Annotated in this window: 28 protein-coding genes and 2 pseudogenes; 17 read left to right on the plus strand and 13 right to left on the minus strand. The window is 43.5% G+C overall.

Annotated features, from left to right (window positions below):
• The first annotated feature begins 189 nt into the window (after positions 1–189).
• The 5 genes and pseudogenes from TSUB_RS07790 to TSUB_RS07805 all read left to right on the plus strand — a co-directional run bounded on the left by TSUB_RS07790 (position 190) and on the right by TSUB_RS07805 (position 2,500).
• Positions 190–560 (plus strand): annotated as a pseudogene (locus TSUB_RS07790) (nuclear transport factor 2 family protein).
• A gap of 151 nt (positions 561–711) precedes the next feature.
• Positions 712–1,092, plus strand: a pseudogene (locus TSUB_RS25015) (NUDIX hydrolase); the annotation flags it as partial.
• A 15-nt stretch (positions 1,093–1,107) separates the two neighbouring features.
• Positions 1,108–1,392 carry a bacteriocin immunity protein gene (locus TSUB_RS25020; RefSeq protein WP_281422931.1) on the plus strand — a complete coding sequence of 95 codons (285 nt, stop codon included), beginning with the start codon at positions 1,108–1,110 and terminating at the stop codon, positions 1,390–1,392.
• A 199-nt stretch (positions 1,393–1,591) separates the two neighbouring features.
• Positions 1,592–2,002, plus strand: a complete 411-nt coding sequence (locus TSUB_RS07800; RefSeq protein ID WP_087024427.1) for a GNAT family N-acetyltransferase — start codon at positions 1,592–1,594, stop codon at positions 2,000–2,002.
• Between the two features lie 78 nt (positions 2,003–2,080).
• Positions 2,081–2,500, plus strand: coding sequence for a pentapeptide repeat-containing protein (locus TSUB_RS07805; RefSeq protein ID WP_087024429.1), 420 nt, complete (start codon positions 2,081–2,083; stop codon positions 2,498–2,500).
• Between the two features lie 283 nt (positions 2,501–2,783).
• Here the strand turns inward: TSUB_RS07805 and TSUB_RS07810 are convergent, their stop codons facing one another.
• Positions 2,784–3,449, minus strand: coding sequence for a hypothetical protein (locus TSUB_RS07810; RefSeq protein ID WP_087021090.1), 666 nt, complete (start codon positions 3,447–3,449; stop codon positions 2,784–2,786).
• 870 nt (positions 3,450–4,319) lie between these two features.
• Here TSUB_RS07810 and TSUB_RS07815 point away from each other — a divergent pair.
• From TSUB_RS07815 to TSUB_RS07855, 9 genes are all read left to right on the plus strand, one after another.
• On the plus strand, positions 4,320–4,607 hold the full coding sequence (locus TSUB_RS07815; RefSeq protein WP_246616420.1) for a VOC family protein: 288 nt from the start codon (positions 4,320–4,322) through the stop codon (positions 4,605–4,607).
• 530 nt (positions 4,608–5,137) lie between these two features.
• On the plus strand, positions 5,138–5,407 hold the full coding sequence (locus TSUB_RS07820) for a hypothetical protein (protein WP_221274574.1): 270 nt from the start codon (positions 5,138–5,140) through the stop codon (positions 5,405–5,407).
• A 692-nt stretch (positions 5,408–6,099) separates the two neighbouring features.
• Positions 6,100–6,408: a DUF6985 domain-containing protein gene (locus tag TSUB_RS07825; protein ID WP_414718376.1), complete on the plus strand. Its 309-nt coding sequence runs from the start codon at positions 6,100–6,102 to the stop codon at positions 6,406–6,408.
• A 549-nt stretch (positions 6,409–6,957) separates the two neighbouring features.
• A complete protein-coding gene (locus TSUB_RS07830; RefSeq protein ID WP_221274576.1) occupies positions 6,958–7,527 on the plus strand; it encodes a hypothetical protein in 570 nt (189 codons plus the stop codon).
• 93 nt (positions 7,528–7,620) lie between these two features.
• Positions 7,621–7,899, plus strand: coding sequence for a hypothetical protein (locus TSUB_RS07835; RefSeq protein ID WP_221274577.1), 279 nt, complete (start codon positions 7,621–7,623; stop codon positions 7,897–7,899).
• Entirely contained in the window at positions 7,899–8,234 is a 336-nt protein-coding gene (locus TSUB_RS07840) for a DUF2726 domain-containing protein (protein WP_221274578.1), read from the plus strand. Before TSUB_RS07835 ends, TSUB_RS07840 begins: the two co-directional genes overlap by 1 nt.
• Positions 8,235–8,536: 302 nt before the next feature.
• Positions 8,537–8,833 carry a hypothetical protein gene (locus TSUB_RS07845; protein ID WP_221274579.1) on the plus strand — a complete coding sequence of 99 codons (297 nt, stop codon included), beginning with the start codon at positions 8,537–8,539 and terminating at the stop codon, positions 8,831–8,833.
• A gap of 275 nt (positions 8,834–9,108) precedes the next feature.
• Positions 9,109–9,909, plus strand: coding sequence for a restriction endonuclease (locus TSUB_RS07850; protein ID WP_221274580.1), 801 nt, complete (start codon positions 9,109–9,111; stop codon positions 9,907–9,909).
• A 178-nt stretch (positions 9,910–10,087) separates the two neighbouring features.
• Positions 10,088–10,660, plus strand: a complete 573-nt coding sequence (locus TSUB_RS07855; protein ID WP_221274581.1) for a hypothetical protein — start codon at positions 10,088–10,090, stop codon at positions 10,658–10,660.
• 574 nt (positions 10,661–11,234) lie between these two features.
• On the opposite strand, the gene TSUB_RS07860 is transcribed toward TSUB_RS07855, so the two are convergent.
• The 8 genes from TSUB_RS07860 to TSUB_RS07895 all read right to left on the minus strand — a co-directional run bounded on the left by TSUB_RS07860 (position 11,235) and on the right by TSUB_RS07895 (position 17,806).
• Positions 11,235–12,530: a zonular occludens toxin domain-containing protein gene (locus TSUB_RS07860; RefSeq protein ID WP_087021016.1), complete on the minus strand. Its 1,296-nt coding sequence runs from the start codon at positions 12,528–12,530 to the stop codon at positions 11,235–11,237.
• 9 nt (positions 12,531–12,539) lie between these two features.
• Entirely contained in the window at positions 12,540–12,938 is a 399-nt protein-coding gene (locus tag TSUB_RS07865) for a DUF2523 family protein (RefSeq protein WP_087021013.1), read from the minus strand.
• Positions 12,939–12,946: 8 nt separating this feature from the next.
• Positions 12,947–14,602, minus strand: a complete 1,656-nt coding sequence (locus TSUB_RS07870; RefSeq protein WP_087021010.1) for a hypothetical protein — start codon at positions 14,600–14,602, stop codon at positions 12,947–12,949.
• An 80-nt stretch (positions 14,603–14,682) separates the two neighbouring features.
• The gene (locus TSUB_RS07875) at positions 14,683–14,892 is read right to left on the minus strand and encodes a major capsid protein (RefSeq protein WP_087021008.1); all 210 of its coding nucleotides are present in this window, start codon (positions 14,890–14,892) and stop codon (positions 14,683–14,685) included.
• Positions 14,889–15,173 (minus strand): hypothetical protein, encoded by a 285-nt coding sequence (locus TSUB_RS07880; protein WP_087021005.1) that lies wholly within the window; start codon positions 15,171–15,173, stop codon positions 14,889–14,891. The genes TSUB_RS07875 and TSUB_RS07880 overlap by 4 nt, the downstream gene beginning before the upstream one ends.
• A gap of 9 nt (positions 15,174–15,182) precedes the next feature.
• Positions 15,183–15,494 carry a hypothetical protein gene (locus TSUB_RS07885; RefSeq protein ID WP_087021003.1) on the minus strand — a complete coding sequence of 104 codons (312 nt, stop codon included), beginning with the start codon at positions 15,492–15,494 and terminating at the stop codon, positions 15,183–15,185.
• 99 nt (positions 15,495–15,593) lie between these two features.
• On the minus strand, positions 15,594–17,534 hold the full coding sequence (locus TSUB_RS07890; protein ID WP_087021000.1) for a replication endonuclease: 1,941 nt from the start codon (positions 17,532–17,534) through the stop codon (positions 15,594–15,596).
• Positions 17,531–17,806, minus strand: coding sequence for a hypothetical protein (locus tag TSUB_RS07895; RefSeq protein WP_087020997.1), 276 nt, complete (start codon positions 17,804–17,806; stop codon positions 17,531–17,533). The genes TSUB_RS07890 and TSUB_RS07895 overlap by 4 nt, the downstream gene beginning before the upstream one ends.
• 113 nt (positions 17,807–17,919) lie before the next feature.
• On the opposite strand from TSUB_RS07895, the gene TSUB_RS07900 reads away from it, so the two are divergent.
• Positions 17,920–18,276 carry a hypothetical protein gene (locus TSUB_RS07900; RefSeq protein WP_087020994.1) on the plus strand — a complete coding sequence of 119 codons (357 nt, stop codon included), beginning with the start codon at positions 17,920–17,922 and terminating at the stop codon, positions 18,274–18,276.
• A 349-nt stretch (positions 18,277–18,625) separates the two neighbouring features.
• Here TSUB_RS07900 and argC read toward each other — a convergent pair whose 3' ends face one another.
• Entirely contained in the window at positions 18,626–19,546 is a 921-nt protein-coding gene (gene argC / locus TSUB_RS07905; protein WP_087020992.1) for an N-acetyl-gamma-glutamyl-phosphate reductase, read from the minus strand.
• A gap of 225 nt (positions 19,547–19,771) precedes the next feature.
• The gene (locus TSUB_RS07910; RefSeq protein ID WP_087020988.1) at positions 19,772–20,236 is read right to left on the minus strand and encodes a GNAT family N-acetyltransferase; all 465 of its coding nucleotides are present in this window, start codon (positions 20,234–20,236) and stop codon (positions 19,772–19,774) included.
• Positions 20,237–20,619: 383 nt separating this feature from the next.
• On the opposite strand from TSUB_RS07910, the gene TSUB_RS07915 reads away from it, so the two are divergent.
• Both TSUB_RS07915 and TSUB_RS07920 read left to right on the plus strand, forming a co-directional pair.
• Entirely contained in the window at positions 20,620–20,973 is a 354-nt protein-coding gene (locus TSUB_RS07915) for a hypothetical protein (RefSeq protein WP_087020985.1), read from the plus strand.
• 13 nt (positions 20,974–20,986) lie between these two features.
• On the plus strand, positions 20,987–21,694 hold the full coding sequence (locus tag TSUB_RS07920; protein WP_087020982.1) for a DUF445 domain-containing protein: 708 nt from the start codon (positions 20,987–20,989) through the stop codon (positions 21,692–21,694).
• Positions 21,695–21,763: 69 nt separating this feature from the next.
• On the opposite strand, the gene TSUB_RS07925 is transcribed toward TSUB_RS07920, so the two are convergent.
• Complete coding sequence (locus tag TSUB_RS07925; protein WP_087020980.1) at positions 21,764–23,092, minus strand: MATE family efflux transporter; 1,329 nt, start codon at positions 23,090–23,092, stop codon at positions 21,764–21,766.
• Between the two features lie 210 nt (positions 23,093–23,302).
• Positions 23,303–23,833 (minus strand): NADPH-dependent FMN reductase, encoded by a 531-nt coding sequence (locus tag TSUB_RS07930; protein ID WP_087020977.1) that lies wholly within the window; start codon positions 23,831–23,833, stop codon positions 23,303–23,305.
• Positions 23,834–24,000 lie beyond the last annotated feature (167 nt).

Genomic DNA, 24,000 nt, shown 5'->3' on the forward strand with positions numbered 1-24,000 from the left:
AACGTCTATAAGGCTGACGTTTACTTTAGGCCTGAGTTTTTTTGGTGGGTGAATATCTGAATAATCACCTTAACTTAGCAGTCTATCGTTGGATTTTTGGGTCTGAAGAAAGCACCATCTTAGTTAAAATTCACGTAAATCTATGTTAGCGATCGCAGCGCTATCAATCTTATCGAATTCGGAGATTATATGGATATTCTAGTTGAACAAGAAATTGAACTTCACCAGTACAAAATCCGTCAGAACGACGTGGATAGAAAACGTTTGATTCATCCACAATTCTCAGAAGTTGGTAAATCTGGGAACAGCTATGACTTTGCCTCAATCATTGAAATGATGAAAAATGAAAAACCGTCAAATACTCGAGTTCATTCGCAAGCCTATGAGTGCATTCAACTTGAACCCTCTGTCCAAATGCTAAAGTATAAGTCAGCCATTGTCGATGAGGTAGGCGAGGTCAGTGGCTATGCTAAACGCTGTTCTATTTGGGTTTTACTGGTTCATCTTGGCAACTAAAATATCACCAAGGCACACCATGCTCGCCTTTTGAGTTAAATTGATTAATTTCTCTTAGGTATCGATGACTGATTATTTCGTTGAGAGTTTGATGAGCTGGTGGGATAGGGCGCGGGTGGGTTTAGATGGTCCGTTAATTGTCTACGTTTTCTCGGTAACACCCGTAATCGTATGAGTTAGGATAGAGCAATAGATTTGAAAAATTTATCAATGGCTGTTGTCGTTAGGAATGGATGTGTTCTTGTACAAAAGCGTTATCGACATAATCAAGGTATGGTGTTTGAATTTCCAGGTGGTGCAGTGGATCCAAAAGAATCTGGTGTTCAGGCGGCAGTGCGTGAGTTATGGGAAGAGACTGGGATATCAAACGTTAAGGCATTAGGAAGTCACACGCTTACAAACCAATTTGGTGGTGATATTCACTATGTTCTTATGGCAACTTCGGCAGGCATTGAACCAGAAGCTCTTGATCCTGAACGTCAACAAAGTTTCTATTGGTTCGATCCTACGGATATCCCGTTAACCGACTTCTATGACGCAGACATAGAGTTCATTCATCAATACCTACCGAATTACATAGCAAAAACTAATATGTACGATTACTTGTATGAATATACCGAGTCAGAGTTTCTAGAAGCCATGAGGCTACTAATGGTGCCCGGTGTAAGTGAACAAATAGGGCTGACAGATTATGAGTTTGAAAAGCTCTCTGATCATATGACGGCACTTATCGTCAGAGATGTGCAACATCCACTTGATATTGGGTTGATGTATTCGACTGAACATCCTCACCTAAACAGCTCACCTGAGAAACTCATCACCGAAATTAAAAGGCACTGTGAGGCTGAGCGAATTCCCTGTTTTAGGAAGAGCTAAACAGGGAACTCATGAAAACCGCAAGAGCAACATTGCGTTTTATTAACAACTAAAACCGATGACGACATCATTTTACGCGAAGTAAAACACTGCGTTGGCAATAGAGAATGGCGTTTTATACTACTCATAAAACAATTTACTGTTTATTTACACAGTGTTTGTGTGTATGCTCCTCGTGTCAACTAAGGAGCTATATATAATGATGTTAACATTCGAAGCGAAAGTCCCCAGCCCAATAGAGTTTTGTGAAATGCGTGTGAAGGCAGGTTTGTCCCCAAAGTCGCTAAAGGCAGCTACGATTGCTTTACCAAACAGCCTGTATGCTATCTCGGTTCGAGATGGTGGTGTCTTGATTGCCATGGGGCGTGTGGTTGGAGATGGTGCATGCAATTTTGAAGTAGTGGATGTCGCGGTTGATCCAAATTATCAGGGGCAAGGGTTAGGCCGAAAAGTCATGGAGCATATAGATGACTATTTGTCGTCGGTTGTCTTGGAAGGCTCTTATGTTTCGATGATCGCCGATGAGCCAATATTCTATGAAAAGTTGGGGTACAGGCTCGTTTCTCCCTCTAGCCAAGGCATGACGAAGAAGTTTAAACCGCGCGCATAAAAAATTGAACTCCGTATTGTTCGTTGTTTGTGACTGCTTGGTTCTAGTATAACTCATTAATAACAGGATGTTAGCCATATGACTAAGAAGACTCGATTATTAATTGAAGACGATAGCGGCAACCCAATTTTAACCGCGTATATTGCAGAACCTGGTTGTGATTATGAAGGCGCAGATTTGTCAGGGTTGTGTTTCATTGGGCAGAGGGGCTTGCGTGGTCGTTGCTTTAAGGGGGCTATTCTTTACTGGGCTAACTTATCCGATTCATACTTTAGTGGATGTGATTTCCGTAACGCAGATATGAGAGGGTCTGTTTTAATCAATGCAATATTGACTAACTGTGACTTTAGAGGCGCAAAACTCGGTAAAGATAATATGGGAGGCCAAGCTGAAATCGATGGGGCTAGTTTTGAAGGCTCGATTTACGACAAAAATACCGAATTTCCAGAAGGTTTTAGCCCAAAATCTGCGGGTATGCGTTATCAAGCAGACAGCTAATACAGGTTTTGTGAAGATGTTGCATGTACACCCTTAAGTGCGCATTATGCCACTACAAACTAACACCGATGATGACATCATCACCTGATTCTTACGCTGAGGGCATTATGAGCTGGCTAGGTAGGGCGCGGGTGGGTTCAGGTGGTGAGAAGAGATCATCACACGCGAAGCAACATATGGCGCTCAACGAGAACTCGCTCTCGTTGAGCGCCGACATGATACTACTCAACAATTCATTTATTAGTACTAAACCGACTTCTTTACATAACAATTAGATTACTGTCTAACACATTTCATTGAATCTAATTTTGGAAAAAAATCCTTGATTCCTATACAAAACCTCATCAATCAGTTTTTGAAAACGTTTCCAATCACTGAATATTGGGAAAGCACTAATCAGTATGCCGTTCTCATTTTCCTTGGTGTCAAATGAGGGGATTAAACTTAAATGTCTGCAATGTACTTTGTGCACGCTTAATAGTTGATTTGAAATGTACGTTTTCCAATAAATTCCTGGTATGAGTTTATTAGGATCCAGACCAATCCATTTAGTCCGAACTTGACTATCAGTTTGATTGCTTACTCTGTTTCGATGAACTAGTTCGTCTCGATCACAACAGAAAGCAAATGAAACACCGGATATCCGCGATATCTTCTTGAATAACAGGCTATAGGTGTTTGATGGTACTTTAAGGCTGAAGTCAGCTCTCAGCTTGTAAAAGCCATCTTTGTAACAAAAGTAAATTGATGCTACTTCTGAATACAGGTAAAAACCATCTCCTTCACCCATGTAGTAGTCTAAATCAAAATTACCTGAAGGACGCTGGCGCTTTCTATTTCTTTGATTAGCATTAAAATAGCGCAAATTTAGCTTCAAATCAGAACTGGTTAGCGCAAAGAAAACTTTTCTTGACGCCTCTTTATCAAAATATGCAGTAACTATCACCATAAAACGAACCTAATTTTTCTCAATATGCCAAAATCAGTACTGATTATTTAACATTAGTTAGCGTAATTTATTGATTTTATTGATTAATTTCGACATTGCTTTTTCGCTTTTAGTGATGGCTATTATATTAACAAAAATTGTTTTGTAGAGTGTGACGGTTTTCTTAAAACTTTAAACTTAGTCTTAATATTAAGATATACGTAAATGACTATATATTAATAAGTATGCCATCCATAATGAAATATACCCTGTAATTAAACTGTAACGTCATGCTGCTATTAATATCAATATGAATGAAAAGAAAAGATAATTATCTCCGCCAAATTACCACTTTGGCTTCAAAAAGTATAAGGTATTTTCATGGGCGTAACATCGGGTCTTATTAAGGTCAAAGAAGGATATGAGAGCCAAGTTGATGTTTGGAAAAACATTGCAATAGCAAGAGAGAATGAGTTTAAAAATCACTTTTCAAAAAGGCGTTGTATCAGAGTCTTGGTTTCAAGTAACTATTAAAGGCGAAGTATACTTACTATGGCATCGTTACTCAAAAAATACACCAATCTATATAGACATTGTAAATCATAGAGTTAGTAGGCTTGAAGCGTTTAATATGGAACTTATTTCTGAAATATCGGATAGCACAAGCTACATTATTACCACTCCTTTATTACACTACAATAATGACGACAAGTAGAACGCTATTTGTCACTAGAACAATGGTTGAAACTCGAATCATTACTTGGATCAAACACAGAGTCAAAGGAAGGACGACATGTATTCACACCTTATTCTATATGTAAAAGATCAACAAAAAGCACTGAGTTTTATTCAAGAGTGTTTTGTACAAATCCGGTGTTAAACGTGCCGGGAATGACGGAATTTCATTTAAGTAACGAGTGTACCTTGGGATTGATGCCCTACAGCAGTATTCACCGCCTACTTGGAGAGGAAATCACAGCGCCAGAACTCGCCAATCAGAACCCATGTGCCGAGCTTTACATCGAAGTTGACAACCCTCACGAATATCACGGGAGAAGTCTTATCAGTGGGGGAACAGAACTTAGTGGCATTAAAAAAAGAGATTGGGGTCATACAGTGGGCTATAGCAAAGATATCGATGGCCACATCATTGCTTTTGCAAAGGCTAGTGATGATTGATGCGCGAATTGTCACGCTGAGAGTATCAAGAGCTGGCTAGATAGGGCGCGGGTGGGTTCAGGTGGTGAGAAGAGATCATCACACGCGAAGCGACACACGGCACTAGACGAGACCTCAGTCTCGTTTAGCGCCGGTATCAAGTTGCATGTTGTCACAGCAATTTACATCCCATCACTAAATCAGATTATGTAGGTTACATTCTTATCGATTATTCAGACACTTTACGCTAAGTTAATCAATATGCCTTTCAAGTATGAGATAACAAGGGGTCGCCCATCAAGTTTGCTCTCTCACTATTGTTATTACTTTTCGTTGTGACTCGTTGCTTCAAAGCCTTTAAACAGTTCACGTCACCTTTGTTCCGTGATGTTCTACTTACAGGCAAACATGCAAATCATAAAGTTCAACCTATCAGAGTGATGTTTTTGTTACTACTCCTCACAGTCACTTCAACAAACATAATGGCATCTGATCTCTATGGCTATTACAGCAATGTAAATTCTAAACACGGAGAACCATCAGGTTATGAAGTGCTAATTCTTAACAATGGTCAATCTGACTTGAATAGTGTCTCAATTCTCTTTCAACTTTTCGAAGGATGGCCTAAGAAACCAGAGTTACTTGACTGTTTCGAATGCTCGCCAGATAACATTACTTTTGAATCGGAAGTGATGGGCAAATTTGAAGGTAAAGTCCAAAATGACACGTTAGTGGGTGAATTTGTTGAAATTGGTTACTCTCTCAATCTATCGAGATCAACGAGTTTTTGGCAACGAAGTATATCAACCCAAGATAAATGAGTGCACTATCAATGAAAACGGCAGATTAGGCTACCTTTCTACAGCGCGCACTAAGAGCGGGCGAGGTAGGGCGCGGGTAGGTTCAGGTGGTAAGAAAAGATCATCACACGCGAAGCAACACACGGCGCTAGACGAGACCTCTCTCTCGTTTAGCGCAGATATCAAGTCGTGTTTTGTCCCGGCAATTTGCATCTCATCACCAAATCAACTTCTGTGGGTTGCCTTCTTATCCATAATTCACGCATTATAAACAAGGTTAACGATACGATTTCCTAGGCTCAAACCTCCTAAGAGTGAGTAGATATGTTTAGGATAGATATTGCTCTATCCAGCTGGAATACATAGTTCGCAGGATATGTGATTCTTTTCCACATAATATGACTCGCAAGATTATATGATTTAATGTAAGTTATTGTTTATAAGTAACTAAAGTCAGCAATCCCAAGTTAGGTATGCATGCTATGCGGAAGTAAACTTAGGGAAGTTATACGGAAATAATCCGTATCTAAAGCGTTATGCGCAAAGGAAGTTGAATGAAGATTTCAGATTTTAGAGAGATCCAAGAGAAAAGTTTCTATTTTGATTTTTGAAATATGAGGTTGATATCATAATAGAGCTTGGAAATGATGAGTCATTACAAGGCTTTGAAAATATTCTAAAGAGTGTAATGTGTTGGGATTCGGAATTTTTAAATCGTTAGAGCCGATGCTTTTGCCTATTATGATGTAACTTTAGCCATGTATGGAGAAAAATATCCTGCTATCCAAATGAGCGAAGATATTTGGAAGTTTTTGCGGATTGGAACCATCACATTGTTTTCTCATGATGAGCAATACTACGCTATGGCAAACGGAAGCTGTGAATGGGAACAGGAGCATGGATTAGAGATCGATGTGAATGAATTTAACCAAGTTCTCTATGTTGGCTCATTTATTAGCAATGGATTTCATGAAAACCCGGAAAATCCTAGCACATATAATTACGTAAAAAGTGGCGCATAACAAGACACTGCAACCAACTGCCAAAACTGTTATTTGTTTTGTAATAATTGTGTTTAAAGCGCAATGCGGTAGCCATTGTATTGCGTTGGCAGCGGCTTAAGCAGGCGTAAAGTGTAAGAAGCAATGAATCAAAGCAAGCGACTAGAAAAGTACTTCACCGACTTAGGATCTAAGGATCAACCTACACGAGATCTAGCAGCAGAGTATCTTGGTGATCTCCTTGAGGCTGAAGTTATAAGTTCTGTTAGATTACAAGAAATCATTGATCAGTTGGGCTCACGTCTAGAGTACGAGAAAAGTGATATCGTTCTAGAGAGCATATTAAATGCACTGTCACACTCAGTCTTTAGCCGCCATGATCTGCAGCTACCGAGTAAAGCTATATGGTCTATACTTTCAAGGCTAAACGGTTGCGCATTCGAGCACGCCAAATATATCCTTGAAAACACTTAACAATCACATTGAAGCCGACCTATTACACGCTTGCTGGGTGGGCGTGAGTCTTAAAAGAATAGCAAGCGTGTAATGGGCGTCTTATATGGACGTTATATGCTTTTGGAGTTTGGCAGCATGGAAGAGTTCAAAAAATTTGTTGATATCACAAAGCTTGATGAAAAGCATCGATCGATTAGTCAACTTACTGGCTATATACCAGATCTCAAAATAATTCATGAGGATCTCTCAGAAGTTACCTTAAATGATGAAGTCCCAGAGGATATTAGAGGTCAATTTAATGTAGCGAAGAACATGGGGCTTTACTGCTACTTTTTCTACGCTCTTGCTCCAGAAATTCAGCTAAAAACTTATACAATTATCGAGTCAGCCTTACGACTAAAAGCAGAGCAAGTTGGTATTTGTGGAAAAAATAATCGACCACTAATGCTTAAAAAATTGCTAACTCTTGCTGTAGATAAAGGTTGGATTACTGATAGTGGCTTTCGACATATTGATAACCCAAGTTCAACTAATGAATGGTGCCGAAGCATGATCGATGTTATTTCTAGATTGCGTAACTCACAAGCACATGGCTCAACCTTATTAGTTCCAGACTTTTACCATCACATCTGTGTGTGTGCGGATTTTTTAAATCAGTTGTACCCTAAACAAGAACACATATAACAAATTGTTTAACAGCGATTCAAAACACATGCCATTTTCGCTAATCTCTATAGCATGGCACACTAGTTTTGCTTGCATTAACAAGGAGTCGTCATGTTTTGGTTCTTGAGTTTAATCATCATCGCTCTCATCGTCGCATTGCTGATGCGCACACATAACCCCAGTACGATAGCCCTTAAAAAAACACCAACCATCAAACCAGTAAAGCACACACCAATAAAGCGCACACCTCAACCAAGTAACACAATCACCAATTTCAAAGAGGGTGTAAGCGCTGCGCCAAAGGAAGAAACATTTCATCCGTATAAACGAATCAATACATTAATGTCACCAGCAGAACGTTCTTTCTACGGTATACTACAAAAGTGGTAATGGAAGAGAAATACACGATCTTCAGCAAGGTGCGAATCGCAGACGTGCTTACTCCAGAGTCCACGCCGGATAAGAGTAAATGGCAACGAGCATTCAATAGTATTTCTGCAAAGCACTTTGATTTCGTCATCTGCGACCGAGAGGAGTTGACCATAGTATGCGCCATCGAGTTAAACGACAAATCCCACAACCGTAAAAACCGCAAAAAGCGCGATGAATTTGTTCGTGAAATCTGTAAAAACGCCGCGCTACCATTTGTCGAATTCCAAGTAAAACATAGCTATACAATGAGCAAAGTACATGAAAAACTCGCAGGCATACTCGTTCACCAGTGAAGTCTTGGTGTCTTAACTCTCTTTCTTTCATGACTCTAACAATATGCGCAATGTCTAATATTTTTCACTTCATGTATATGAAAACTTGCACTATAGGTAAAGTATGGAAAGCTATGCGTATTCTATACCTTTTGTCGGTTGTAGAGTGCAACATTGGTTTCTATCCAGCGGCAACACATAGATCGCTGGATATGTGGATATTTTCCGCATAGTATGACTCGCAAGATCATATGATCTGATGTAAATTATTGTTTAATAATGACTAAAACTAACGAGTTCAAGACGCTGCCCAAGGAGGCTCAATGGGATACGATCTTCACATTACTAGAAAATCTGAATGGTTTGATGAAGATGGCGATGAAATAACCCTCGATGAATGGTGTAATTTTGTTAAATCCTCTTCCGATATGAGATTGGACGGTTTTGCTGAAATAGAAACTCCGAACGGTACTCTTAGAGTGGAAAGCGAAGGGTTATCTGTTTGGACTGGATATTCCTGCCATGAAAAAGACGGGAATATGGCATGGTTTGATTATTTTGAGGGTAATATCAAAGTTAAGAATCCTGATGATGAAATTATCAAAAAATGTACAAAATAGCAGAGTCTTTAAGTGCAAAAGTTCAGGGCGAAGAATGCGAGATATACGGAGAGGATGGTCGGTCTAATTGGCAGGAACTAAAAGCAGAAGGCGAAACTATGCGTCAAGCATCACTTAAAAAATGGTGGCAATTTTGGCGATAGCAACTAACAAGTCAAAGCACGCGGTCTCGGCAAAGCTGTCACCTTTTTTGTTCCAAAAAATTCGCCATCTTCACCAAGCCGGTGTTTGAGGCGTTAGCTGTTTCGGCAAAGTATGAGTATTGAAGGTGATTAATGCGTCAAGAAAATTGGTTTATCTTTCAAGAGGAAATATGCGAACACTTCAACGCTATTGGAGCAGAAGCTGAAACAAATGTCAGCTTAACTGGTGTCAGGACAAGCCATGATGTTGATGTATTTGTAAAAACTAAATTTTTGGGCATCGACCTAAAATGGATTGTTGAAGCAAAGCACTGGAAACGTAAGATAAACAAAGGTCACGTATTAGCTCTTCGCAGCATTTCAGAAGATCTAGGGGTAGACAAAGCATTTATTGTTTCTAGCAGTGGATTTCAATCTGGAGCAATTGAGGCTGCGAAGAATACCAACATTAAGCTCTTAACACTTGACGAACTCAAAGAGGAAACTAAAGGTTTTATCGAATCTGAAATACTTAAAACCTATGAAGCCCGCTTGGACTTACTGGAAAATAGATATTGGTCTCACTCGAAAGAAATTCGAATTAAATATGGGCTTCGACATCACCTAATGGACTTTCAGCTCAAATTTACGGGACAAATGTTATTGGGTGTTGCGAGAAAAGCACTAATGGCTGCAACTGTACGGAAATATCCAATTATTCTAGACACGATGCATGAAGAGCATCAAGGGGAAATGCAGGCTGACAACTTTCAGCAACTACAAAACTGGTTCAATCTCAATTTTAATCATTTTGAAAGTAAGTTGCTTGCAGCTGAATGGGAAATGCACCAAAACGGAGAGTACAACCCAGACTGTATTCTATATACGAGTGATGATGTAACTCCTTCTAAGGTTATGGCAAAAGGTATATACATGACTGAAGGAAACGGCTAACAAACAATTTAACGTGGTTAAGTTAAACTCTGTGGTCGCGTGCTTCACACCTTAATTGGGTATTATGAACTTATAAGGTAAAAATGAACTTAGCAAGCATTAATGGAATGGACCAATATAATTATTTGGTAGGAAAAACCTCGAACAACTCACTATTCAAGATTTGAATGTAATTCATTTGCAGTATCAGGATGAATTTGTTTCGATAAACGGACGTTATTTAACGTCGTGCTTACATGACTTAACTCAAACATTATCCGCTTCATTTATCAATAAGCGTACCGCTCAATATGTTCCCTTAATGACTTCATTTGCCATTCTAGATCAAATTGGTAGCTTGTATCATATTCAAGATAATAACCCAAGGGCGACAAATGGTATAAAGAGGGCATTGCAATCTTTCACAACGATGACTGCTGATGAAATAGAAGATTTGGTCACTCTTCGTCATGGATTATTCCATGATGGCAGTCTGACAAGCCGAAATCAAAATACAGGTACTGATGTAATATTCCGGATGAAAACGGATACTAACGTTGTTATACAAAGGCCAACCGTACCTTGGAATGGCATATATGACGATGACTTAACTAACCATGTTACTCTAATAAACCTAAAGGCGTTTCAAACTCTGGTGCTTGCTGTTCTCGATAGCTGTTTAAGTGAGCTAGAACAAGGGCGACTGCAGTGTACAATTTCAGATTGCCGAGAGTTTTATTATAAATTTCTCTTTTCTCGATCACGCTCATAACACACAATTTAAGAGTGATTAAGCACACTTGGCATTTTTGGTTTGGGTCGAGTTCAGTGTTTATGGCGGTCAAATTCAGTTTTGTGTCGCATGCTTCACACCTTGATTGGGCGTTACCACATAAAACAGAAGCAGCTGGTTAATAAGAGGTAAGTATAACCTGTCACAGAGTCACTCAGACACGTTAGAGTGGCTCCTGCTGCGAAGATGAGATACACCAACGTCATTCAAACCCGCAGTGTGACAGCATCGAAAAATGAAACGACGATGAAGCGCGCTTTTTCAGTTAACATCCTGAGTAGGGTGTTAACGCGTCGCTACTATGAGAAAAATTGAAAACTATAATTGCAATAACCAATAATATATTTATCATTTAAAGTGATACATTAAAAACAAATCTATTTGTGAGCAATATTACTAAATGTTGAAACTCTTGTGTAATTACGTCAATCACGTCAAAATCAAGTAATTAAATGTTATTTTATTGAAGTTTAAAATATATTGACATGACAATTGTTGTGCCAGTTAAATTATATATTTCCAATTGATTTAATAATTTAAATAGTGAGGTTAGTTAAAATAGCGTATTTGCCAATTCAAGCTCATTATCTTTAACTTGCTCGGGCTGCTCATACTTTTTCACCGGATTGCAGGTTACAAATGTCCTGTAGTCTGCGAACGCTAGCTCAACAAAGCAGTCATTGATGGGGATGACCTTCATGCCGACATTCTCAGGATAGAACACATCGCCGTTCTCATAGCTAAACACATAGCTGTAACGGGTATAGTTGTTTACTAGGGCTTTGACTGACCCCGTGATAAACACACCCTCAACCAGCGTTGAGACGTATTCTGACATGTAATCCGTAATCGGTTGGTGACTCTTTTGAATGGGTTTGGTTTGTACTGATTGAGTTTGGCTATCCCCAATAACCATGACTGAACCATCCGGCGCGGTCACTATGTCATCACCAAAGGTCATGGCCTTGTATGCCCCAAAGCCAATGAAGGCCACAATGAACAGCATTGCCACCTTCGCAATGAAGGGAATGTTTAAGCGATGAGTGTGTTTGAACGCCGAGTGATACACCCCATACATTTTCTTGTTGTGTTTGGGGTAGGTCTTCACCGTACTTTTCATCGACATCCAGTCATCAGGCGCAAACACCTCCGGTTTCTGGTGCCGTACAACCCGCTTACCACCGAGCTTGTTATGGTAGTGAACATGGCAACCGGTTAGGCGCCGTAAGTTCACATCGATGAGTTTTGGATCTTGGGTGATATAGAACAGATCCCACCCTTTGTGGCGGTGCGTCTCCACTTCTGCAATGGCCTGCGGAATATCACTGCCCACACGGCGCGGCGGGAAGAACTGCTGACACTCATCTATCAAGATTTTCGATTGGGTAGGGAGCTCATACCATTGCAATGGATTCTTGAAATGGGTGAAGTGCAAGTTCAGCGGCTTTAACATCGAAAAGGTCAACTCGCCTTCGGACATCTCCCGCAGCTCAAAGTAACGTTGTAACTGTTTCTTGGGATAGACTTTTTCGACGTAGTGACACCAGTTCGCCACGGGGTCATAGGCTTCAAACTGACCTTGCAACCAAAGCACATCTTCAAATTCAACAAACATGTTCTGACCATGACGGCCATCGACGATGCGCTTTAACTTGCCTTCAATCTTGTTGCGTCTCAGGTAGTAGCCATAGAAGAACCCCCGAAAAGTTGCGATGAACTCCATATCCAACATCAAATTAGAAATGTTGTTGTAGTAGATAGGGCGAGAGCCATCGTTACTTTCGACAAGCTCGGTGAGTGCATGCAGGGTTTTCGATGCCCCTGGTTTACCTGTGATCAGTGTTAGCATGATTTAACCCTATGGCTTGCCAGTAAAGAAATAACCACCCGAGAGTTTTGGTTTGCCTGTCATGGTATTGACCGCGCTACCTAGTTTAGTGGTGCCTTTCCATGTAGCGAGCGCTGACAGCGCACCCAAGTAGATATTGAGCGCATCAGGGATCCCCATTAACACAACCAGCTTAAACGTGATTTCAGGTATGGCGCCCATCATCGAAACCAAGTGCGCAATCACTTGAGAGAACAGCAAGTTCATGCCCGAAAACACCACACCAAAGCCACCCATCGACAAGAACGCGCGAGCAATGAAGCCCATCACCACAGGACCTAGCCACACCGTAATCGTTGGGAGTAGCCAAGCAAAAATCCGGATGATCCAACCCGCCGCCGTGGCAAGTAAAGGAATTGCAGGTAACATAGAACCTCCTACATGTATTTCACGAACATGCCAACCGCAGAGAGGAAGGCAAAACTGATAAACAAGGCTTTGTGCAGGCCAGCACTTTCACACAGCGCACTATAACTAACATGCACCTCACCATTGAGCACATCGATCACATCAGGATCAGGGCAGCTCGCTTGATAATCTAAACCCTCACCATCGGCGTATTTGCCGAATAGGTTTATCACCGAATACTCTTCATAAACGGCTTCTAAATCGCTTTTCACATCGGCGATTTCTTCCAGTTTGGCTTCCACATTGCCCGTCATGGTGCCGAATGCGCCCGCAGCGGGGAGGCCATCTATCTCATCCGCCGCACAATCGGCTTCCCACATGCGACGCGCCATGAAGCAGGAATGGGCATCACCACTGCAACTAAAGGCGGCACAACTCGATGCATCAATGGTGTTCTGTGTCCCCGTGGCACTGGATATCGTGATGTTGTTAATCGCTTCAACAATGTCAGCGTTCCCTTGCGTAATAGCCGCAATCACATCTGAGTTATCGACATTCACGTCACCCGTGAACGAGATATTATCGAGCCCTTCAACGATTTGATTGTTAGAAGTGACAAGATCGGACAGTGAGCCTTTGATGTCTTGATTGTCACTGACGAGCTCGGCTAGCTCAGAGTTAGTCACTTTCGCTTCAGCAAGAATTTTCTTGGCATCGGTACGTATCGACCAAGAATTTAGACGTATCTTGTTGGTGTTGAACTCAACGCCAGAGAGCTTATTCGATTGTGAATTTAAGATAGTGGTATGGGTGCGGGTTTCGTTACGAATGTCTTCCACATTAGGATTCATGGCTACCGCTGCTTGCCCAATCATCTGTTGTAAACCAAGAATGCTATGTAAGGTGCCGTGGCTCTCATTGGTGCGTTGCTCGATACCATTTAAGCTGTTGTTTATCATGGTGGAATACCACAGTTGATCTTTAGCGACTGCGGCCGTGCGTTGATTTAAGGAGGTGACAGCCAATGCGGTCGCTTGCGCCCAGTGTTGTACCGTATCGAGAAACTTCAGATTCTCTGCATAGAACTTCTCATTCGCCTGTTGCGAGCGGATCATGTTCTTTTGGATAACATCGTTTTGAAAGATTTGGCTTTTGATGTTGGTGTTAATCGCACTGGAACAATCGTTCCCTGAGCAGCTTTGCAATGTTGCCACATGGGGATCGATCAGCAAGGCAGGGGGCATATTGCTTTGCCCTTGCGTGTCCGGTGGCTGAAAGCCTGAATCGTTAAGTTGGTCTTCATACGGGTTGTTATCGAGTGAGCCCGAATCAGGCATCGAAGAATCAATGATATAGCCTGCACAATTATGCGTATCCTTACTCAGCACACTAAAATCAGCCTGTGCGGCACAATTATAAATATCAACGTCACCATTGGGGAGATAAGGGCATGTTTCAACGTAGCGCCAATACTCATACTTAACCGAGCAGCTAGATATACACTTGATAGTCCTCATCTCATCGGCCAAACCATCGCGATAACCACTTAAATTAATGTGCTTTAGAGAGCCAACCACACAGTGCGGGGATTGGGATATCGCCCAAAGTGGCGATGAGAGGCAGAGCGCGATCAGAACATAGAGCGCCTGACAGCATCGACCAACACGAACAGAACGAAAAACCATATGATGTCATCCACTGTCAGTAACATTGAGAAGCCTTTGAAGGAAAACGGGTGGGGCGATGACACCCCACACCAAGTGGATTAAAAGAAGGTGGCTTTGACCCAAGTCCCAATCATGGCAACAGCCGCAAGGCCAATCACCAGTAATTGCACTTCTTGAATGGTGGACGTACCTTCAGTGATGGTGGTTTTCACGGCGGTAAGATCGTAAGCGTGAGCTGAACTCATGGTGGTGCCACCCACCAACGCGATACCTAGGCCGTACTTTTTGACGTTGTTGAAAAATTTCATCGGAATACTCCAAATTGTCGAAGGATTAAACGGCCAATGAATGCAACGGTATAAACACCCGTTGCCAGCACAAACAACACACCAACCGTGGCCGCATCCAGTTGGCTTTGCGCGTAAGGAAGCAGGGCGGGGACATCGTTAATCGTCATCACTAGCGTGTGATTGTCGGGGCAAAACTCAGCCAATCGGGCAAACAGCTCCTGCGATGGCGTGTTAGAAAGATCCAACGATTGAGTCAGAGTGATCGCGCCCGTCGTTTGATTAACCGTGCCGCAATACATAATCCGCCCTTACTTCGCTTTCATCTCAGGCAGCTTGAACAAGCGCATGCCCGTAAAACTGACGTGTTGGCCTTTGTCGCCCGCGAACTTGGACTCGGTGAACTCGATGAAGTACTCAAGGGGCAGGCCAACGGCTTTTTTAAGTTCATCGAGAAAGCCGGATTTCACTTGCTGGGTGGTGACATTCACGGTCAGGATTTGAGAGGGTTTCATGACCTGTAATTTGAATGAGCCCTTATTGCTGACTTCACCCGTTTGAGGGTTGGTGGATGAGCGCATTTCAATGTCTTCGTCATCTAAGATAATGCCTTTGATTTGCATGGTATTTTCCTTTGGTTTATTTTTTTCGACAGTTATTGATACAAGTCCAAGGGCGGCAGGGGTGGCGCGCTGCGCACACACTCCTGCCAGCCTTCGTCGTCACTCCATCCACAGCATCTCTTCGCAGTAGTCCACAAAGGCTTGCATTGCTTCGTACTGAGCGTCGGCCATGGCTTCGTAGCGCTCGACTTGCTCTAACAGGTCGAACACATCAACGACTTCACTCATAATGTTTTGTTGCTTGGTTTTAATGGATTCGATGTCTTTGATTTTCCACGTCTTGAAACGGGTAAGGATGAACACAGAGTGAAACATCAGGCCGTTGACTCTGGGAGCGGCCATCTCCCCGTAACGGGTATTCGACGGGCGGTAATCTTGCAGCAACTCATCAAAGAGGTGCGGTGTGTGATAGTGGGGTTTGATGGGTCGTTGAGTACGTTTGATAAAAATCCCACCCATGGCATAACAGAACGCCGCCCAATCAGAGGCATGCGCAGCACGGCGAGCAGATTCCAGAATGAACCACTCCACATCATCAAATTTGTTCATAGCATTGCTCTCTTCCATATCAACTTTTAAGCGACGCAGCTCCCGCCAGATAGTGACACTCGGGCCCCCAAAGAATTGAAACTGACGAATGCTATTGACCCGCGCCCATGACAGCACACGCTCAGACGCATCGGTCGCTTGCAGGTTGGTGTTTTTATCTTTGGTGATGAACTCACCATCGATGTTTTTACAAAGGTATTTCGCCACATAGCCAACGCCAGAGCCGCGTTTGAAATCGATGGGCTCAATCTTAAAGCGATGTTCACGCGCGCCTTTTTCATCGGGCGAGTCGGCCAATGCCCACTTGCGAAAGCAGGTTTCGACCGTTTCAGCGTCTTCGGGTAAGCAGTAAGTTAAGAGGTGCCAGTGTGGGCAACCATCATGATGGGGCTCCACCACGCGCATGCCATAAATGCGAATGCTGGCTTTATCGAGATCTTTTCGGATCGCATTCCAGACCCCAATCAAGTATTGCTGCGCATCAGTGGTATTAGGCTTTGCAGCCTGCAACCATGCCGGATTCACCTCACCGCTGGTTTTGTGCGAATGGAAGCGGCTAGGGCAGGTCAATGTCATGAACATACAGGCATGGCCGGAAGTTTCGGCAATCATGTCAAAGCCCTTAATGCGTACAAACATTTCAGCGCGGCGCACCTCGGGATTGCTGACAGATTTGTCGGCAAGTTCTTTTAAGGTGAAATGGACATCATCATCGTCACTGTCAACCGCCACCAAACGCTTCAACACATCATCGTTCATGGCGCGGCGATACTTCACACGATGAACGGAATCTGGTGAGCAGTAAGCCGATTTGCGTTTATGCACCAGCTCCAAATCTCGCGCCACGCGCTCTAGGGTGATGTTGCAATGACGGCGCAATCGACGGCGCCACCACACATCCGAACACGCCCGATTGACCAGTGATAGCACTTCGATGTCTGTACCGTTGAAATCATCTTTCTTTAGACGCGCTTCATACTCAGCGTGACTAAACGCAATGTCGTAATCACGGAGGATGTCTTGAACGAGTTGAAATTTGTCATCAGTTGAGCCGTCCAACTTAAGTACCGCGACCGAGCACTTATGCGAGCCGGTAGCCGCCAGTTGAATGATCTCATCATCGGAAATCGAGCATTTAAGGGCAGGGGATCGCAACCGTTGATCGGCCGCTTCAACGGCGTGCAGAGCTTCCAGATAACCACGGCGTTTCACAATATCAAGGAACGAACGCACCATCTTAGGCGCAAACGAACCATGACCACGCACGGCCTCATAAACAGGTTTCGCCCAGTTTTTCAGCCTGAACTTATGCTCGGTGAGATTGAAATCAGTGATCATGTCGTAGAGTTCACACTGACGATGGGACTTAGGCACCACCACGTAAGAGCCATCAACAGGCTGATCGCATTGATTGACACCCCAGCTTTGTGGGTAGCCATACGCCTTAAGAAAATCAGGCTCAGTCAGGTGAGTTTGGGCGGCCGTCATCATGACATGTCTCCAAAATCAAAGAGCTCAGGCGGACGTTTAGACCGATAACGACGGGCTGTTTTGGGCGGTGTGTATTTGAAGCCTTTGACATTTTGCTCTGCGAGCTTGCCCACATAATCCAAGGTTTCTTTGAAGGGGTTCTGAGAGTTGCCAATCTGTTCAAGGTAGTAATCACCACCAATAGCCGCGTAGTGAGTCGCCGCCGCACGAGGCAAGCCAAGCAGGCGCAAATGCTTCTCTATGTTGATAACAACGAAATCACTCCATGACATGATAGGCTCCTTGAAATCCTGACTTTTGTGTAGTCTAGTACTCTAAAATCCGGATTGTAAATCCCGTTTTTTGAGTGTTATTAAGCTAAAATCAGGAAAAAGGAGGATTGGTGATGTATGCAAATTATCTTTTAGATGCCTACAAACAGGCCAAAAACTACGTACAAGACAAGCAAATTGCGCATGATTTGAATATCTCGCCACAGAAGATGACTGAAATTCGCAAAGGTCGTCGATATCTCACTGAGACTGAAGCACTTTTTCTAGCTAAAAATGCAGAAATCGATTCTGAGCAAGCATTGCTTGGTTTAGCCGCTGACAAATCAAAGAACTACGAAGCGAAGCAAATCATTGAAGGCATTATGGAAAAGCTAAAGGCGACAAGGATTAGTCGATATGCTCATGTTATTACAGGGATTACTGTACTGGGCGTTACAACGTCTCAGTGCGCATTATGTATGTTATGTTAAATAAGGTATTGGGGATTGATGGTGAATGCATCAACTTGTCTACTACATCGCCATTCTCTCCCCTTAAAGTGCCATTTTTACGGGGCTATCAAAAATACTGTGTATTTAACCAGTGCGCGCTATTTACCATAAAATAGCTAATAAACATCTTATTTGTCATCCGTTCGCGAATGCTCTCTGTATGACAAAAAGCTGCTAATTAGCATTGAAGTGTTTTTGTTGTGCTGATCGATGAATAAACTGGCGTGCGCTACGTGAAATCTGCGTGAGTTTGTGGGTATTTCCCTAAAAGAATGGCCTCAGCGCGTGCTGAGGCCTGTCGATTTTGAACAAACCGCTTTTACAGTTCTTACAATGCTGTCGCTGTGCTTTCTTCAAGTCCCAACATTAAATTGAGGTTTTGCACGGCTGCACCTGAGGCGCCTTTACCTAAATTATCGAGGCGCGCAACCAAAACGAATCTGTCTTCATCACTGCTGAAAATTTCGATATCCACTTGGTTTGTACCATTAAGACGTTGTGGCGTCGCTAGCGAAAATGTTTGATCGCTATAGTCACGATTCACACCGTGAAAGTTGATGAAGTCTTCGTTCGCGTACGCTTTCCTATACTGCTCTTCAATAACATGGATCGGCGTTTTATGACGGTTTTGAACTGGGATACAAACCAGCATGCCTTGCGCATAGTTAGCGACCGACGGAATGAAAATCGGCTTTGCTGTCAAGTTAGCCCACTGGGTGATCTCTGGAATGTGTTTGTGGTTCATGTTCAAACCGTAAAGCCCGAAAGGTTCACCATGTTCTTCGAAATGCGCAATCATGTTTTTGCCACCGCCCGAATAACCTGAAACAGCATTAATGGTGATGTTGTCGCTGTCGATCAAGTTGATGACTGGTTTAAGCAGTAAAATAGCACCTGTGGCATAGCAACCCGGGTTCGATACATGTTGAGCTGACTTGATTTTATCGCGTTGTTCAGCGTTAAGCTCCGGCATGCCATAAACCCAGCCATCTGCAATACGATGTGCAGAGCTTGCATCGAGAACACGGCAACCAACCGATGCGGCTAATTTTGCTGATGATTTTGCCGCTTCATCAGGTAGGCAAAGTACCGTTAAATCGACAGCCTCCATTATCGTTTTTTTGGCTTCATCATTTTTGCGCTGTGCGGGATCAATAGAGACGAGCTCTATTTGGTTGTGATTCGCGAGCCTTTCTTTTATTTGTAAGCCGGTTGTACCTTCTTCACCGTCAATAAATACCTTGTACATAACGTCCTTAAACCAAAATGGTGAATTTATATGTTCTATTTTTGAATAATAACACAGAAGTGGGCGTTGTGAAGCGTGCAATAGCGGTCGGTGTGTGATGGAGAACATTTTGTACAGATGAGCATCTCTCCTCTACTTTCTTCTTCGCTGCAATGGGAGAATGAGAGGATCAACACCTAGCGGTTAGGCTACCTCACAGAGTGATGAGAGGCAGCGTGGTATTGACTATAGTGGAAGTTTGAAGACGTGTTGTGGTCCAGATGGGCCTCCTAAATACTGTTGCTCAGTATCAGTAAAGCCCGCTTTAAGGTAGAGCTGTTTTGCCTTTAGGTTGCGCAGGTTAACGGTAAGGCCTAGCGAGTCGAACTCGGTGTAATGCGATTTAATATAAGAAGGCAGCACTTTGAGCGCTTCACGGGCAATCCCCTGCCCTTGATGATGTTGATCAATAAAAAAGCCACGTAATCCAATCCAAGAGGTGGCGTCTGGAATGCGCTTTTTGAAGTGAGGGTCGAGGATAAAGAAACCGACATTGCGGTCCTGATACTCAATAACGTGATGAGAGAGATCGACTTCTCTCAGTGCCAGCATTTCATCAACTGGGATGACAAATGCGTTTTGATGGTCGCTCACTTTCAGCGCTACAACATCCTGGTGTAGCTGCTGTGTGTAAGGCTTAAGTTTAATCATCGTGTTCCTTCTCGAATGACCAAGCAGTCCATACGCTTTGGGGTGGCATGAGTATAAATATGTAGCACGTCAACATTGTCTTTCTACCAGTTCTCACTTTTTCATAGGTCCATGAGCTTGTGCAAGTCTGAATGTGAAGGTTGTGCGCTGCTTCTTAAACTGCCTGTACACCAAGGCAACACCGTATAAAATCATGTCGGAAGATTATATTTGATGTGATTGATTTTTAATCTGTTTTTGGCGCTTTTACGGATTAACCTCGAGCGCGTACACCCTTTGCAACGAAATCGACATCATACTTCATCCGAAATCGGGAGATAACGAGACAAATTGATCCAATCTGATAGAATGCGCTCAACAACAAATTGAGGTACTTATTAGGTATGGAACAGACAGATTTTGAAGCACTGGTAAAAAAACTGGTCGCATTAAATGGTGTCGGTGATGTGTTAACAGCGCTTGCCGCAAATAAAGAAGCAGAAGTTGCCGAAGCCGCTCAAGGCCTTCAAGGTAAGTTTCAGCTCGCAGAGATGGAAGGTAAAAACCGTGTTTATCATGTCTTTACCCAAGTCAATGAAGCGGGTGAAGAAGAAGAGTTTGCCGAGTGGGTGATGAATGAAGGCGACGAGCTGATCGTCTTTATTGCGTGGTTCTTCTATTCACAATTCGAGATCAAAGATAAAGAGACCTACGCGGCGGCAGGCATTCGACTTGTACAGCCTAAAAAGCTCAAATAAACGAGAAAGTGGCATGAACAAAAGCTCAATCACCAATTTGGCCGCCCTAGCCTTATTTATTGTTGGCTGGCAGCTTGATCATACTCTGCTTTACTATGCAGGCTTATTTGCCCTTTCTGGTGCACTAACCAATTGGTTAGCGGTGCATATGCTGTTTGAAAAAGTGCCGGGACTCTACGGCTCTGGGGTGATCCCTGCTCGATTTGAAGAGTTCAAAGTCGCGATCAAGACGTTGATGATGAATGAGTTCTTCACCAAAGAAAACATCGATCGTTTCTTAAAGGCAGAGATGAACAGTTCGGTTAACCTCAACGTTGAACCGATCCTCGAGCAAGTCAATTTTGATTCGACGTTTGATAGTTTGGTGGATGTGATTAATCAATCGCAGTTTGGCGGTATGCTGGCGATGGTTGGCGGCGCTGAAGCCTTGGAACCGTTAAAAGCCCCTTTCATCGAGCGAATGCAGCAAGAGTTGACGACTCTCACACAACAACCAGCGGTTCAAAAAGCCTTGATTGCCCAGTTCGAACAGCCTGAAATGATGGCAGATATCCAAGAAAAGATCGATGCAATCATTGAGCAGCGTTTGAATGAACTGACGCCGCAACTAGTCAAAGAGATGGTGCAAAAAATGATTCACCAACATTTAGGTTGGTTAGTTGTTTGGGGCGGGATCTTTGGTGGTGTGATTGGGGTTATCTCCGCGTTATTTGTCATTTAACCTACCCTGACGAATTGTAGATGCAAAGGGCAGCGAACTCGCTGCCCTTTTCTATGGTTGTTGTTAGGGTTATTGTTCAGTGGCGTAGTGACGCTGTGAAAGCTGCTGAATCGCGCGCTTATATACCATCCAGGCGGTTAATCCAGCTAGACAGTTGCCGACAAATGCACCCCAGAAGAGCCCGTAAAGATCAGCGAGTGTTGCCCCTACCCATAAGCAGGGTAAGAAAAAGGCAAAAAGGCGCAGAGAAGAGATTATCAAGGCTCGCATCGACATCGCCAGCGCATTAGTGACAGACACCATTAACATGCAAATGCCCAGTGGTCCTAGACTGAAAGGGACAATGGTTAAGTGCATGTCGAGCACCGAGCGAACCGCTTCTTCACTGGTCATCCAATCGGCTAAGACGGGCGCGATAAAGAAAACGACAATGGCGATAGAAAACTGAAACACGAGGATAAATTTCGTCGCAATCGTGACGAGCTGTTCAATATCGTTGAACTTCTTTGCCCCTAATAAGCGACCAATCATAGGTGGCATCGACATGGTCAAAGCTAAAACAACAACGATAGCGAAAAACTCGAAGCGTGAGCCGACGGCCCAACTCGCCACCGCGGCTGTCCCAAAACCAGCAATCAGCTTTGTCGCTAGCATCGAGGAAACAGGCGGCAATAGCTGACTCATCATCGCCGGCCCCATAATGCGGCCGATCTCCCCGACACTATTGGAAATGCTGATGGTCTTCCAATTGAAACTCAGCCACTGTTTTGAAATGACTTTTGGGTAAACAATGAGTGAACCAATACCGAAGGCTAAAATGGTGGCTAGGGCCGCACCATTGATGCCCATATCCAGCCAAAAGATGAAGATAGGATCAAGCACAAGGTTGATAACACTGGTCACCACCATCATGGTGCCGGGCAACATGGTATTACCATTCGCGCGACAAATACTATAGCCAAAATAGAGCATAGCGCCGACCCATGCACTGACTAACCAGATAACCCAATAGCTATCTATGATTGGATAGACGGATTCAGGGGCACTTAATAGCTGTAAAATTGGCGTACGGAGCATCCAAATGACCAGTCCAATTAGCGCGACGCCAATGGCACCAATCGTGATAATCAAGCCACCGAGTTGCTTGGCGTATTCGTGTTGTTCGGCGCCAAGAGCGCGGGAGATAATTGCGGTCGTCGCAATCCCCAAGCCCACTTGAATGCCGATGATGATCATCTGGATCGGTAAGGTGAAGCCTTGAGCCGCCAGTGGTAATACGCCCAACTGACCGATAAACGCACTATCGACAAGCTGGAAACTCATGAGTGAAAGTACGCCAAACATCATTGGCCAAGTCATTGTAAATAACTGACGCCCCAACGATCGAGGTTCGCTCATAGGGTAAAGTTCCTTAAATTCTTAGGTGCGCAGAAACGCGCTGAAATGCATGGTGTGTTAGGTAGAGGAAAACTGTAGCATATATTCATCGAATGTATACCCCCTATTGATTACCTTCATTATCTTTGCCAGACAAAAGAACCGAACAAGTGAGTCACTTGTTCGGTTATGAGGTGTGCCGATTAACGGGTAACGCGACGGGCATGAGACTTAAGGTTGTTCAACCTCTGCGATGATGGCGGCCAATTTCGCTTTGAGTTCAGCGTCCCGAAACTCCCCGTGTTCAGCATCGAATGTGTCGAAGAATGAAGGTACTGAAAGCGAACCGATAAGATTTACACCAAAGTAAGGGGCTGAGCCGGTGGCCGCAGTCAGGACGCTGTTTGCTCCACCGGGACCGGGTGAGGTTGAGAGCATAATCACATTCTTGTTTTCGTAGACTTTCATACGAACACGTGACGCCCAATCAAACAGGTTCTTGTACGCTGCGGTGTATGAACCGTTATGTTCTGCGAAGGCGATGATGACTAAATCGGCTTCATCGATTTTGGCGAGAAAATCTTTCGCAAGCTGAGGCTGACCGATGTCTGCCTCCCTATCGACGCTAAAGAGCGGCATTTCATAATCGTTGAGATCAAGTACGTCGATATCTGCGCCCTGAATCTGCTGAGCGGCATAGGTAGCGAGTTGTTTGTTGATGGAGTTGCGGCTGTTAGTGGCACCAAATGCGATAACTTTCATTGTTCTATTCCCTCTCGATGTCTGATGGTCAAACTATAACCTCAGCAATCTGTTAATAAAATGTTGCTAGTTCAACCAAGATCATCAAGATTTTCGATAGAGTCGACAATGAGGTGCAAACCTTGGAGAAAAGAGAAAGGACGAGGGCTAAGATTGCGGTAATCGAG

This window comes from Thaumasiovibrio subtropicus, assembly GCF_019703835.1.
Lineage (GTDB): Bacteria > Pseudomonadota > Gammaproteobacteria > Enterobacterales > Vibrionaceae > Thaumasiovibrio > Thaumasiovibrio subtropicus.